The 12,740-nt window shown below is 73.0% G+C and carries 13 protein-coding genes; 9 read left to right on the top strand and 4 right to left on the bottom strand.

Annotated elements, in window-relative coordinates:
• Positions 1 to 5: 5 nt before the first annotated feature.
• On the bottom strand, positions 6 to 254 hold the full coding sequence (locus tag ACFEMC_RS07615; RefSeq protein ID WP_380175099.1) for a hypothetical protein: 249 nt from the start codon (positions 252 to 254) through the stop codon (positions 6 to 8).
• A gap of 126 nt (positions 255 to 380) precedes the next feature.
• Between ACFEMC_RS07615 and ACFEMC_RS07610 the strand changes: the two genes are divergently transcribed.
• From ACFEMC_RS07610 to ACFEMC_RS07595, 4 genes are read left to right on the top strand one after another with little or no spacing between them, the layout of a single operon-like run.
• Complete coding sequence (locus ACFEMC_RS07610; protein ID WP_380175097.1) at positions 381 to 1,016, top strand: GDSL-type esterase/lipase family protein; 636 nt, start codon at positions 381 to 383, stop codon at positions 1,014 to 1,016.
• A 33-nt stretch (positions 1,017 to 1,049) separates the two neighbouring features.
• A complete protein-coding gene (locus ACFEMC_RS07605; RefSeq protein ID WP_380175095.1) occupies positions 1,050 to 1,709 on the top strand; it encodes a DUF4328 domain-containing protein in 660 nt (219 codons plus the stop codon).
• A gap of 60 nt (positions 1,710 to 1,769) precedes the next feature.
• A complete protein-coding gene (locus tag ACFEMC_RS07600) occupies positions 1,770 to 3,554 on the top strand; it encodes a DEDD exonuclease domain-containing protein (protein WP_380175093.1) in 1,785 nt (594 codons plus the stop codon).
• Complete coding sequence (locus ACFEMC_RS07595; RefSeq protein WP_367636023.1) at positions 3,551 to 3,829, top strand: Lrp/AsnC family transcriptional regulator; 279 nt, start codon at positions 3,551 to 3,553, stop codon at positions 3,827 to 3,829. The genes ACFEMC_RS07600 and ACFEMC_RS07595 overlap by 4 nt, the downstream gene beginning before the upstream one ends.
• A 27-nt stretch (positions 3,830 to 3,856) precedes the next feature.
• Here the strand turns inward: ACFEMC_RS07595 and trpD are convergent, their stop codons facing one another.
• Complete coding sequence (trpD, locus tag ACFEMC_RS07590; protein WP_380175090.1) at positions 3,857 to 4,915, bottom strand: anthranilate phosphoribosyltransferase; 1,059 nt, start codon at positions 4,913 to 4,915, stop codon at positions 3,857 to 3,859.
• 306 nt (positions 4,916 to 5,221) lie between these two features.
• Between trpD and ACFEMC_RS07585 the strand changes: the two genes are divergently transcribed.
• From ACFEMC_RS07585 to ACFEMC_RS07565, 5 genes are all read left to right on the top strand, one after another.
• A complete protein-coding gene (locus ACFEMC_RS07585) occupies positions 5,222 to 5,881 on the top strand; it encodes a heme-copper oxidase subunit III (RefSeq protein WP_367636021.1) in 660 nt (219 codons plus the stop codon).
• Positions 5,882 to 5,996: 115 nt separating this feature from the next.
• A complete protein-coding gene (locus ACFEMC_RS07580; RefSeq protein WP_380176657.1) occupies positions 5,997 to 6,791 on the top strand; it encodes a c-type cytochrome in 795 nt (264 codons plus the stop codon).
• A gap of 43 nt (positions 6,792 to 6,834) precedes the next feature.
• Positions 6,835 to 7,866 carry a Rieske 2Fe-2S domain-containing protein gene (locus ACFEMC_RS07575; protein ID WP_380175087.1) on the top strand — a complete coding sequence of 344 codons (1,032 nt, stop codon included), beginning with the start codon at positions 6,835 to 6,837 and terminating at the stop codon, positions 7,864 to 7,866.
• Positions 7,863 to 9,536, top strand: coding sequence for a cytochrome bc complex cytochrome b subunit (locus ACFEMC_RS07570; protein ID WP_380175085.1), 1,674 nt, complete (start codon positions 7,863 to 7,865; stop codon positions 9,534 to 9,536). Before ACFEMC_RS07575 ends, ACFEMC_RS07570 begins: the two co-directional genes overlap by 4 nt.
• Before the next feature lie 109 nt (positions 9,537 to 9,645).
• Positions 9,646 to 10,407, top strand: coding sequence for an SDR family oxidoreductase (locus ACFEMC_RS07565; protein WP_380175083.1), 762 nt, complete (start codon positions 9,646 to 9,648; stop codon positions 10,405 to 10,407).
• 42 nt (positions 10,408 to 10,449) lie between these two features.
• Here ACFEMC_RS07565 and ACFEMC_RS07560 read toward each other — a convergent pair whose 3' ends face one another.
• Together ACFEMC_RS07560 and ACFEMC_RS07555 are read right to left on the bottom strand one after the other, a co-directional pair.
• Positions 10,450 to 11,421: a YbhN family protein gene (locus tag ACFEMC_RS07560; RefSeq protein ID WP_380175081.1), complete on the bottom strand. Its 972-nt coding sequence runs from the start codon at positions 11,419 to 11,421 to the stop codon at positions 10,450 to 10,452.
• The gene (locus tag ACFEMC_RS07555; protein ID WP_380175079.1) at positions 11,391 to 12,629 is read right to left on the bottom strand and encodes an Ig-like domain-containing protein; all 1,239 of its coding nucleotides are present in this window, start codon (positions 12,627 to 12,629) and stop codon (positions 11,391 to 11,393) included. Before ACFEMC_RS07555 ends, ACFEMC_RS07560 begins: the two co-directional genes overlap by 31 nt.
• Positions 12,630 to 12,740: the final 111 nt, after the last annotated feature.

The following is a 12,740-nucleotide window of genomic DNA, read 5'->3' as shown; positions in this document are numbered from 1 at the left end:
GGCCATCATCCCGCCTGGCGTCCCGGCGCCTGCACGGTCGGCAGCCCCACGACCCGCGCCACCCGGGGCGAACGGTGCGCCGGGCCCGTCTGCAGCCGCAGGGGCGGCACGAGGCCGGAGGCGGCCAGCACCTCCACCGCGCCGACCTCCTCGGCGTCGAGCGAGCGCTCCTGCGGAGGGCCCAGCAGGACGGAGACGACGCACTCGGAGCAGGCCAGGGGGCGGGCCGTGCAGCTGTCGCAGTCGATGAGCACCGGGGGACCTCCAGCTCGTCAGGACCGGCCACCGCGACCGGTGCTGCGCACTGAAGCACCCCCCTCCGACACGAGGGTCGAACAGGGGTTCGAGGGCCGCGTCGACGACGCTGCTGGGATGGGCCCGTGACCACCCCGGCGCCGGACGTCCGTGTCTGCTTCGTGGGCGACTCCTTCGTCGCCGGCGCCGGCGACCCCGAGCACCTGGGCTGGGTCGGTCGGGTGGCGGCGGCCGGGCACGCCGACGGGCGGCCGCTGACGAGCTACGACCTCGGCGTCCGGCGCGGCACGAGCGGCGACGTCCTGGCCCGGTGGCGCACCGAGTGCACGCCCCGGCTGCCCACGGACTGCCGGGCCGGGGTCGTGGTGTCCTTCGGCGTCAACGGCACCACCCTCGAGGAGGGTCGCCCGCGGACCGCGCCGGAGCGGTGCGCAGCGCACCTGGAGGCGCTGCTCCGGCAGTCCCGTGAGCCGGGCTGGCCGGTGCTGGTCGTCGGCCCACCGGCGGTGGACGACGAGGCGCAGAACGACCGCACCGCCGTCGTGGACGCCGCGTTCACCGACGTGTGCTCACGTCTCGGGGTGCCCTACGTCGGCGTCCTGCCGGCGCTGCGCGCCCACGCGCTCTGGCGGGCGGAGGTGCGCGCGGGTGACGGCGCGCACCCGGGCGCTGCCGGCCACGCGACGCTGGCGGCCCTCGTGCTGCCCACCTGGCGGACGTGGTCGGCCGCCCTGGGGTCCGGCGCGGGGGCGAACTCCTGAGGACCCCTCCGCACGGGCGCCACGCTCGCTACGGTGATCACGACCGACGACGAGGAGGACCCGGTGGACGGACCGCAAGCGACGTGGCAGCAGCCGGACCCGGGGTCGCCGTGGGGCCTCACGCCACCCCCGGCCGGCCCCCTCGAACCCGTCGGCGGCCTCGCCACCGCGGTCCTGGTGCTGTCGGGGGTCGCGACGGCGACCGACCTCCTCGCGGCGCTCACGTCCTTCGGCGCCGACCCGACGAGCGGGTTCGACGTCGCGACCGACGTCTCCGTCCTGACGTCGGTGTGCTGGCTGGCGGCCCTCGTCGTCACCTCCGTCTGGTTGCTGCGCGTGCGCCGCAACGCCGAGCGGATGTCGCCCTTCCACCACCACGTCCGCTCGCGGGGCTGGGCCTGGGCGGGCTGGGTCGTCCCCGTCGTCTCCTGGTGGTTCCCGTTCCAGGTGGTCCGCGACGCCCTGACGGCCTCCGCCGCAGCCCGACCGGGTCGGCTGCCCCGGCCCCCGCTCGCCCTGTGGTGGGGCACGTGGGTGGCGAGCCAGGCCCTGACCAACCTCGGCACCCTGCTGACGGGCGGGGTGGGCCCGGCCGCGGGCGCGGTCCAGCTCGTCGGGGTGGCCGTCCTCGGCGTCGCCCTCGTCCCCTGGGTCAGGGTCGTGCGGACGGCCACCGCCCTCCAGACCCCCTGACGGCGGTCCGCCGCGTGTCGCGGCGCGGTCGTGTCGGAGCGCTCGCCTAGCGTCCGCCCCATGCCCGGCACCACCGCACCCGCGAGCTTCCAGGCCAGCTTCGAGGACCTCGGGCAGCCGCTGGCGGACGTCACCTTCGTCGTCCTCGACCTCGAGACCACCGGCGGCCCGCCGTCGGGCGCGGAGATCACCGAGATCGGCGCCGTGAAGGTCCGTGGTGGCCAGGTGCTCGGCGAGTTCCAGACGCTCGTGCGGCCCGCCTCCCCCATCCCGGCCTTCGTGCAGGTGCTGACCGGCATCACCAACCGCATGGTGGCGGCCTCGCCGTCGACCCCGGAGGTGCTGCCGAGCTTCCTGGAGTTCGCCGGCTTCGACCGGGGGGCCGTGCTGGTCGCCCACAACGCCCCGTACGACGTGAGCTTCCTCAAGGCGGCGTGCACCCTCACCGGCCGACCGTGGCCGGGTCCGCGGATCGTCGACACCGTCGTGCTGGCGCGGCAGCTCGTCGACCGCGACGAGGCGCCGAACCGCAAGCTCGGGACGCTCGCGCGCCTGTTCGGCACGACGACGACCCCCGACCACCGCGCCCTGCACGACGCCCGCGCCACGGTCGACGTCCTGCACGCGCTGCTGGCCCGGGTGGGCAACCGGGGTGTGCACTCCCTGGAGGACCTGGCGGCGTTCACCGCGACGGCGGTCAACCCGGCCCGCCGGGCCAAGAAGCACCTCGCGGTCGGCCTGCCGTCGGCGCCGGGGGTCTACCAGTTCCGGGACGCCGCCGGGCGCGTGCTCTACGTGGGCACGTCGGTCGACGTGCACCGCCGGGTCCGGTCCTACTTCACGGCCTCGGAGAGCCGCCCGCGGATGACCGAGATGGTCCGCGCGGCGACGACGGTGGTGCCGGTCGTGTGCGAGACGGCGCTGGAGGCGCGCGTGCGCGAGCTGCGCCTCATCGCCGAGCACGCCCCGCCCTACAACCGGCGGTCCAAGGCCCCCGAGAAGGTCACCTGGGTCAAGCTCACGGCCGACGCCTGGCCGCGCCTCTCCCTGGTCAAGCAGGTCCGCGACGACACCGCCGAGGGCGCGGAGTACCTCGGGCCGTTCCGCTCGGTCCGCACGGCCGAGCTGGCCGTCGCCGCGCTCCACGACGTCCACTCGCTGCGCCAGTGCACCCGGCGCATCCCCCGCGTGCCGAAGGCCGACGGGGAGGGGGCCTGCGTCCTGGCCGAGATCGGCCGCTGCGGGGCGCCCTGCCTGGGCACCGCGCGCGGCGGGCAGGACGCGACGTCGTACGCCGAGGTCGTCGAGCAGGTCCGCCGGGCGCTGCGAGAGGACGCCGCCGCGACGCTCGAGCACGGCCGGGCGCGGCTGACGAGCCTCGCCGCACAGGAGCGGTACGAGGAGGCCGCCGGTGCCCGCGACCGCCTCGAGGCGTTCCTGCAGGCCGCCGACCGCGCCCAGCGCCGCGGTCCGGTGGCGGCGAGCCCGGAGATCGTCGCCGCCCGCCGCAGCGCCCCGACGCCGGGCTGGCCGACGGGCGGGTGGGAGGTCGTGCTCATCCGCTACGGACGGCTGGCGGGGACGTGCCTGACCCCGCGCGGGTCCGACCCGATGCCGCACATCGAGGCGCTGCGGGCCACGGGCGAGGTCGTCGCGCCACCGGGCCCGGGGCGCCCGGGCCTGCTCGTGGAGGAGACCGACGCGCTGCTGGGCTGGCTCGAGCAGCCGGGCGTGCGGCTCGTCGCCGTGCAGGACGCGGAGGCCTCGCCCTGGACCTGCCCGGTGCGCGGGGCGGGCTGGGCACGGAGCCGACTGGCGGCGACGGCGGTAGCCTCACCCGCGTGATCACCGCCATCGTCAACGTGGCCTGCGACGGCCGGCGCATCCCCGAGGTCGCCCAGGCCCTCGCCGAGATCGACGGCGTCAGCGAGGTGTACTCCGTCACCGGCGACGTCGACCTCGTCGTCATGGTCCGGGTGCGCGAGCACGAGCACCTGGCCGACGTCATCGCCGGCGGCATCAGCCGCGTCGAGGGCGTCGTGTCGACCACGACGAACATCGCCTTCCGCGCCTACTCCCGGCACGACCTGGAGTCCGCGTTCGCCCTCGGCGTCGACTGAGCGTCCGGACCCCACCAGGCGGAGGCGTCAGGCGGAGGCCCGCACCCAGCGGTCGAGCACGTCCGCGGCCGCGCCGGAGTCGAGCGAGGCGGCCGCCTGACGCATGCCCTCGGTCAGGTGGTCCACGAGGCCCTCGACCAGCCCCGCGCCCCCCGCGGCCCGCACACCCGCGGCCACGAGCGCAGCCGCGGCGTTGAGGACGACGGCGTCGCGGACGGGTCCACGGGTCCCGGCGAGCAGGTCGCGCACGACACCGGCGTTGTGCGCGGCGTCGGCGCCCCGCAGGTCCGCCAGGGTCGTCGGCGCCAGCCCCAGCTGCGCGACCGGGTCCAGGCCGACCTCGGTGACCGCGCCGCCGTCGACGACCCAGACGCGGGCCGGGCCGGTGCTCGTCAGCTCGTCGAGGCCGTCGTCGCCGCGGAAGACGAGGGCCTGGGTGCCGCGGGCCGCCAGGACGTCGGCCACGAGCGGGGCGATCCGGCGGTCGGCGACACCGACGGCCGTGGCCCCGGCGCGCGCCGGGTTGGTGAGCGGGCCGAGGACGTTGAAGGCGGTGGGGACGCCGAGGCCGCCGCGGGCGCCGGCCGCGTGCCGCATGGCGGGGTGGAAGACCTGGGCGAAGCAGAACGTGATGCCGACCTCGACCGCCAGCTCCCCCACGCGCCGCGGCGGCAGGTCCAGCCGCACCCCGAGGGCCTCCAGGACGTCGGCCGAGCCGGAGGCGGACGTCGCGGCGCGGTTGCCGTGCTTGACGACGCGGTGGCCGGCGCCGGCCAGGACGAGCGAACCCATCGTCGAGATGTTCACGGTGTGGGCACGGTCCCCGCCGGTGCCGACGAGGTCGACGATCGGGCCGGGAACGGACAGCGGCACGGCGTGGGACAGCATCGCCTCGGCCAGGCCGGTCAGCTCCTGGCTCGTCTCGCCCTTGGCCCGCAGCGCCACGAGGAACCCCGCGAGCTGGACGTCGCCCGCGTCGCCGCGCATCACCTGGTCCATGGCCCAGCCGGTCTGCTCCGCCGTCAGGTCGCGACCGGCGAGCAGCTCGGTCAGCAGCCCGGCCCACGTGCGTGCGGCGGTGGTCATGGCGTCCTCGGCTCCTGCGGGTGGGGTGCGCGCCCCGGCGGCCCCGGAGCGCTCCGCACCCTACTGAGGGCGCCCCGGACGGGGTCGGGAGCCCCGCCGCGCACACCGGCCGCAGATCGAGACCGTTCTGTGATCCGGGAGTGAGGTTCTCCTGACTTCCGGAGCCCTCACCCGCACGGACGAGCGGTCCCGGGCACCCTGCGCACGACCTCCGCACACCGCGTGCCGAACCTCCCCCACCCGGCGGAACGGTGGTCTACGACACGTTGTCGGTCCCCGAGCGGCGAACCGCGCCAGGGGTGGGGCATGATTGGCGCCGTGGCGAGTGCACAGGCTGTCCAGAGCAGTACCCCGAGTCCTGCACACGGGTCGGTGAACCGACCCAACATGGTGTCGGTCGGCGTGATCGTGTGGCTGTCCAGCGAGCTGATGTTCTTCGCCGGGCTCTTCGCCATGTACTTCACGATCCGCTCCGTGGCACCGGCGCTGTGGGAGTCGGGTCCGGAGCTGCTCAACGTCCCGTTCTCGAGCGTCAACACGACGATCCTCGTGATCTCGTCGTTCTGGTGCCAGTTCGGCGTCTTCGCCGCGGAGCGCTTCCAGCCGCGCCGCACCGGGGGCCTCCTGCAGTTCTCCAAGTGGGGCATGCAGGAGTGGTTCATCCTCACGTACATCTTCGGCGGCCTCTTCGTCGCCGGCCAGGTCTTCGAGTACGCCGAGCTGGCGCACGAGGGCCTGACGATCGCCACCAACGCCTACGGCTCGGTCTTCATCCTCGCCACCGGCTTCCACGGCATCCACGTCTTCGGCGGGCTCATCGCCTTCCTCATGGTCATCGGCCGCTCCTACGCCTCCAAGCGCTTCGGCCACCAGGAGGCGACGAGCGCCATCGTGGTCTCGTACTACTGGCACTTCGTCGACGTCGTGTGGATCGGCCTCTTCACGGTCATCTACGTCTTGAAGTGACGAACGAGCTCTCGACGCCGTTCCCCACACGCAGTCCCGAACGCCCCCGTAGGAAGCGAGCACCAGCACCGTGACCAGGACCCTCACCGCACTCAGCGCCCGACGGCGCCACCCCATGGCCGTCGTCGTGCTGATCGCGTTGGCGCTGCTCCTCGTCGGGGGCCTGTACGCGGCCCTGTCTCCCCGCGAGGCCCAGGCGACCACCGCGACGGCCTCGGCCGACGACATCGAGGCCGGCAAGAAGCTCTTCCTCGCCAACTGCTCGACCTGCCACGGCATCAACGCCCAAGGCGGCGGCGTCACCGACGGGAAGAACCCCGGCCCCTCCCTCATCGGCGTGGGTGCGGCCTCGGTGGACTTCCAGGTCGGCTCCGGCCGCATGCCGCTGGCACAGTCCGGCGCCCAGGCCCCCGAGGTCGACAAGATCCGCTTCTCGCAGGAGCAGATCGACCAGATGGCCGCCTACATCGCCTCCCTCGCCCCCGGCCCGGCCATCCCGACCGAGGAGCAGCTCGACACGAGCGGCGTCTCGAACGAGGAGGTCGCGCGCGGCGCGGCGATCTTCCGCACCAACTGCGCCATGTGCCACAACTCGCAGGGCAAGGGCGGCGCGCTGACCGCCGGCAAGTACGCCCCGGACCTGACGGGCGTCTCGGCCAAGCACATCTACGAGGCCATGCAGACCGGCCCGCAGTCGATGCCGGTCTTCAACGACAACAACATCAGCTCCGAGGACAAGAAGGCGATCATCGCCTGGCTGACCGACCGCGGTGGCGAGAACACCCGCGTCGACCCGGGCGGGCTGACCCTGGGGTCGCTCGGGCCGGTGTCCGAGGGCCTCGTGGCGTGGATCGCTGGCATCGGCGCCCTCATCGGCGTCTCGGTGTGGCTGGGGATGAAGTCCTCCTGATGAGCACCTCAAGCAACGTGAACGAACCGGACGGGCAGGGAGCATGAGCGACATCGAACGCGCCGAGGAGGCGCACGGGCAGCCGGGGTCCACCCTGGCCAGGCCCGAGGCCGGCGTTCCCGACCGCTTCGAGAACCCGGGGCTGCCGCCGCACCGGCACCGCATGGGGGACACGGACCCGCAGGCCGCCAAGCGCGCCGAGCGTCAGGTCGCGTTCTTCCTGCTGCTGTCGATCGTCGGCTCGATCGGGATCATCGTCTCGATCGTCGGGATCAAGTACAACGGCGACTTCGACCGCGTCAGCTGGTCGACGAAGGCCATCGGCCTGTCGATGTTCCTGTCGCTGTTCGCCCTCGGCGTCGGTGCGGTCCACTGGGCCAAGACCCTCATGCCGGACGACGAGCGCATCGACATGCGCCACCGCCAGCGCGGCACGACGGCCGAGCGCGAGGAGGCCGTGGCGCTCCTCAAGGAAGGTGCCGCCGAGGCCGGTCTGGGCCGCCGCCCGCTGATCCGCAACACCCTCATCGGGGCCCTGGCGCTCTTCCCGATCCCCGCGGTCTTCTTCTTCCGCGACACCGGGCCGCTGCCGGGCAACGACCTCTCCACCACCATGTGGAAGGAGGGCGTGCACCTCACCAAGGACCCCGAGGGCGGTCGCATCCGCGCCGCGGACGTCACCCTCGGTTCGGTCGTCCACGTGCTGCCGGAAGGCATCGAAGAGGTCGACCACCCCCTGAACGAGAAGGCCAAGTCCGCCGTGCTCATCATGCGGCTGGAGCAGGACCTCCTGAGCGAGAAGCAGAACGAGTGGGGCGTCGACGGAACCGTCGCCTACTCGAAGATCTGCACCCACATGGGCTGCCCCGTGGCCCTGTACGAGCAGCAGACCCACCACCTGCTGTGCCCCTGCCACCAGTCGACGTTCGACCTGACGCAGGACTGCAAGGTGATCTTCGGCCCCGCCAAGCGGCCCCTCCCCCAGCTGCCGATCGCAGTGGACGACGAGGGTTACCTGGTGGCGACGAGCGGCTTCCACGAAGCCGTGGGCCCGAGCTTCTGGGAGCGCGGATGAGCACCATCGACAAGGCGGCGGGTGGCGTCGCCAACTTCGCCGACGACACCGTCGGCGCGAGCAAGGTCGTCAACGGGTTCGCCCGGAAGATCTTCCCCGACCACTGGTCGTTCATGCTCGGTGAGATCACGCTGTACAGCTTCGTGATCTTGCTCCTGACCGGGACGTTCCTGACGTTCTTCTACGAGCCGAGCGCGGCCGAGACGACCTACCAGGGCGGGTACATCCCGCTCGTGGGTCAGCACGTCTCCGAGGCGTACGAGTCCTCCCTGCGGTTGTCGTTCGACATCCGCGGCGGGCTGCTCATGCGCCAGGTCCACCACTGGGCGGCGCTGGTCTTCGTGGCCGCCACGATCGTCCACATGGCCCGCGTGTTCTTCACCGGCGCGTTCCGCAAGCCGCGCGAGGTCAACTGGGTCATCGGCTCGATCCTCGCCATCCTGGCGGTCTTCGAGGGCTTCACCGGCTACTCCCTCCCCGACGACCTCCTCTCGGGCACCGGGATCCGCATCGCGCAGGCGATCATCCTGGCCGTCCCGGTGGTCGGCAGCTACATCAGCTTCTTCCTGTTCGGTGGCGAGTTCCCCGGGACGGACTTCATCCCGCGGTTCTTCACCATCCACATCCTGCTGCTGCCGGCCGTCATCCTGGCCCTCATCGCCGTCCACCTCATGCTGGTCGTCGTGCACAAGCACACCCAGTACCCCGGCCCCGGCCGGACCGAGGACAACGTCGTCGGCTTCCCGCTGTTCCCCGTCTACATGGCCAAGGCCGGTGGGTTCTTCTTCATCGTCTTCGGCGTCATCGCGGCGCTCGGGGCGCTGGTGCAGATCAACGCGATCTGGGCCTACGGCGCGTACGACCCCTCCCCCGTCACCGCCGGTTCGCAGCCGGACTGGTACATGGGCTGGCTCGACGGTGCGGTCCGCCTCATGCCGGGGTGGTTCGAGTTCACGCTGTGGGGCTTCACGTTTTCGATGAACATCTTCATCCCCACCACGGTCGTCATCCTGCTGACGATGGGCGTGATGGTCCTCTACCCGTGGATCGAGCAGGCGGCGACGGGCGACCGTCGTGAGCACCACCTGCTGGACCGTCCGCGCAACCAGCCGACCCGCACGGGTCTCGGCGTCATGGCGCTGACGTTCTACATCCTGCTCTGGATCTCGGGCGGGAACGACATCATCGCCCACATGATGAACCTGTCGATCAACGACATCACGCGGTCGCTGCGCGTCCTCGTGTTCGCGTTGCCGGCGCTGGCGTTCGTCGTCACCAAGCGCATCTGCCTCGGACTGCAGCGCAAGGACCGCGAGAAGGCGCTGCACGGTCGCGAGACCGGGCGCATCGTCCGCCTCCCGCACGGCGAGTTCATCGAGGTCCACGCCCCCCTGACGGACCTCGAGCGCTGGACCCTGGTGCAGCACGACTCGCTGCGTCCCATGGAGATCGAGGACCGCGTCGACGCCGGGAACCCGGGCACGCTGATCGGCAAGGTCCAGCGTCGCCTCTCGAAGTTCTACTTCGAGGACCGCGTCGAGCCGGTCACCCCGGCCGAACTGGCCGCGGCGCACCACGACCACCACAGCGAGCTCGGTCAGGCGCACGCCGACGAGCTCGACCGGGCGGACAACCCGGCCATCGGGACGTCGCAGACGACCCACGGCTGACGTCACCACCAGAAGGGCCCCGAGCCACCGGCTCGGGGCCCTTCTGCGTGAGCGGCCGTTCTCCCACGCCCCACCACCCCGTCCCGACGAGCAGTTAGGCTCCTCCCCCGTGACCAACCCCCTCGCCCCCGGCAGCCTCTCCGGCAAGCGCGTCCTCATCACCGGGTCCTCCCGCGGCATCGGTGCCCAGACCGCGACGTACGTCGCCGAGGCCGGCGCCTCGGTCGTCGTGAACTACCGGAACAAGGCCGCCCGCGCCGAGAAGCTCGTCGCCTCCCTCACCGCCGGCGGGGCGACCGCGACCGCCGTCGCCGCCGACCTCACCGACCCGGCGTCGGTGCAGGCGATGTTCGACCGCGTGCAGGCCGAGCTCGGCGGGCTGGACGTCCTCGTCCTCAACGCCTCGGGCGGCATGGAACAGGGCGTCGCCGAGGACTACGCGATGCAGCTCAACCGCGACGCCCAGGTCAACGCGCTGGAGACGGCCCTGCCCCTGCTGGCGCCGGGATCGCGCATCGTCTTCGTCACGAGCCACCAGGCCCACTTCATCAACACCACCCCGACCATGCCGGAGTACGAACCCGTCGCGCGCAGCAAGCGCGCCGGTGAGGACGCCCTGCGCGCCCTCATCCCGACGGTGGAGGCCGCAGGCGTCGAGTTCGTCGTGGTCTCCGGCGACATGATCGAGGGCACCATCACCGCGACCCTGCTCGAGCGGTCCAACCCGGGGGCCCTCGCCATCCGCAAGGAGGCTGCAGGGAAGCTCTACGACATCGCCGAGTTCGCGGCCGAGGTCGCGCTCGCCGCCGTGGAGCCGATCCCGGCCGACCACACCCGCTACGTCGGGGACATCTCCTCCTTCACGGGCTGAGTCGTCGAGGGGGCGGGGGACGCCGTGCGTCCCCCGCCCCGCTCACACCGCCCCCCGCCGCCGCAGCCACAGCAGCGCCACCCAGGCGGGCGGCACCCGCACCCAGAACGTCAGGGCCCGGTGCAGCAGCGCGGCCGACAGCGCCGCCTCAGGGGTGAGCCCGCAGGCGACGAGGCCCGCCGTCAGCGCGGCCTCCGAGGCGCCGATGCCGCCGGGCACGGGCACGGCGGCCGTGACGGCCGAGCTGCCCACGACGACGAGGACCAGCAGCAGCAGGGGCGCGTGTCCCCCGACGGCCCGGGCCGCGCACCACAGCGTCGCCGCGAACCCCAGCGGTACCGCCAGGTGACCGGCGACGGCGACCGCGACGCGCCCCGGCTGGGTCAGGACGCGGCGCAGGGCGGGCCACTCCGCGCGCACGGGCTCGACGACCCGCTCGACCGCCCAGCGCCGCCACCGCGGGTGCAGGCGGACCACGACCAGCACGGTCGCCAGAGCAACGGCGCCCGCCCCGACGACGGCCCAGGGCACGCTGACCGCGGACTCGGCCGACCGTCCGGCGCCCAGCAGCCCCACGACGACGAGCAGACCCGTGACGACGAAGGACGTCGACTGCACGATGCCGATCGTCGTCACCGCCACGGCGAGCGGCAGCCCGCGGCGTTGCAGGTACCGCACCGTGAGCGCCACCCCGCCGGTGGAGGAGGGGGTGACGAGGTTGACGAACGACGTGGCCAGCCAGAGGACGCACGTGCGCACCACCGGCAGACGCACGGGCGACAACGCGGTCATCGAGGCGACGTTGCCGAACAACGGCACGAGGGAACACACCGCCGTGGCGAGCACCCAGCCCGGTCCCGCCGACCGCAGCCGCTCCCCCAGGTCGGCCGCCTCCAACCGCCGCGCGAGCACCACGACGGCCGCCACGGTGGCGACGACGAGGACGGCCCGCCACGCCCGGCGGCGGGCCGTCACCCGCCCGCTCAGGCGCTCAGGGCCGAACCCTGCTGCCACTGCTGGTAGGTCTCGTTCCAGACGGTGAAGCCGTTGCCCGGTTCGATGCCGCGGTTGCTGCCCGTGTAGACGACGACGTCCCCGACCTTGGAGTTGTCGTACATCCACTTCGCGTTCTCGGTGCTCATGCCGGTGCAGCCGTGGCTGACGTTGGCCCGCCCCTGCGACGACACCGACCAGGGCGCCGCGTGCAGGAACTCCCCCGAGTTGGTGATGCGCAGCGCGTACTTCACGTTGACGTTGTAGTAGTTGGGGTCGTTCTGCCCGATGCCCGTCGTCTCGGAGTTCATCTGCCGGGACGCCTCGAGGCTCATGATGACCTTGGTCCCGCTGCGGGTGACGAACTTGCCACCGCTGCCGGGCTGCCCCAGGGTCACGGGGATGGTCTTCACGACCTGCCCGTCGCGGGTGACGGTGAGCGTGTGGGCGGCGATGTCGACCGTGCTCACCATGGCCGAGCCGATGGTGAAGTCGATGTCGCGGGTCTTGCCCCACACGCCCGGCGCCACCTCGACGGCGCCGAGGTCGATGTCGACGTGCACCTCCGCGTGCGCCGGCCAGTACTGCTCGGGCCGGTACTCGACCTTGGTGTCGGACTGCCAGCTCCACGACCCGGCCACCGGCGTGGGCGTGACCGTGACGTGCAGGTTCTGCTCGACGACGCGGCGGCGGTCCTTGGCCACCGGGGAGTCGAAGGTCACGATGACGGGCATGCCGACCCCGACCTCGCGCCCGGACAGCGGCGCCACCGCCGGGAAGGCCGTGGCCCCCGGGGTGAGCGTGGTGAGGGTGCTGTCGTGGGTCGCGGACGCCCCGGAGGACCCCGCGGCGACGGCGTGGACGGTGTAGGCGGTCGCGACCGCCAGCGGGGCCTGGGAGGTCCACGTCGTGCCCGCCGCGTCGAGGGCGCCCGGCACCGGGGTGCCGTCGGGCGCGGTCACGGTGACGTCCGTGAGCTTGCCGTCGGCGACGGCGACGGTGACCGGGGCGTCCGGGCGGACGTCGGCGGTGGCGTCGGCCGGGGTCACGGTGAAGGTCGGCGGCGTCGCGCTCGGCGGGGCCGACGGGCTCGCGCCCGTTCCCGGGGCGGCTCCGGCGCCGGGGTCGGACTGGCAGGCCGCGACGGCCGGGACCGCCGCAGCGGCCAGCAGGACGCCGACGAGCGTGCGGCGGCGTACCGCAGCGGACTGGACGTGGCTCTCGATCACAGACGTGCTCTCCCCCGGGCGCGAACGCCCCTCTCGTGCTTCCCCCGCCGACCATGGTGTCACCTCGGCGGTCCACCGGAGGGACGCCGCGCAGGTCCACCGCGTTGCACG

This window comes from Kineococcus sp. DHX-1, from assembly GCF_042473625.1.
GTDB lineage: Bacteria > Actinomycetota > Actinomycetes > Actinomycetales > Kineococcaceae > Kineococcus.
Note: the sequence above shows the minus strand (reverse complement) of the source record. Positions and strands in the feature narration are given on the sequence as shown.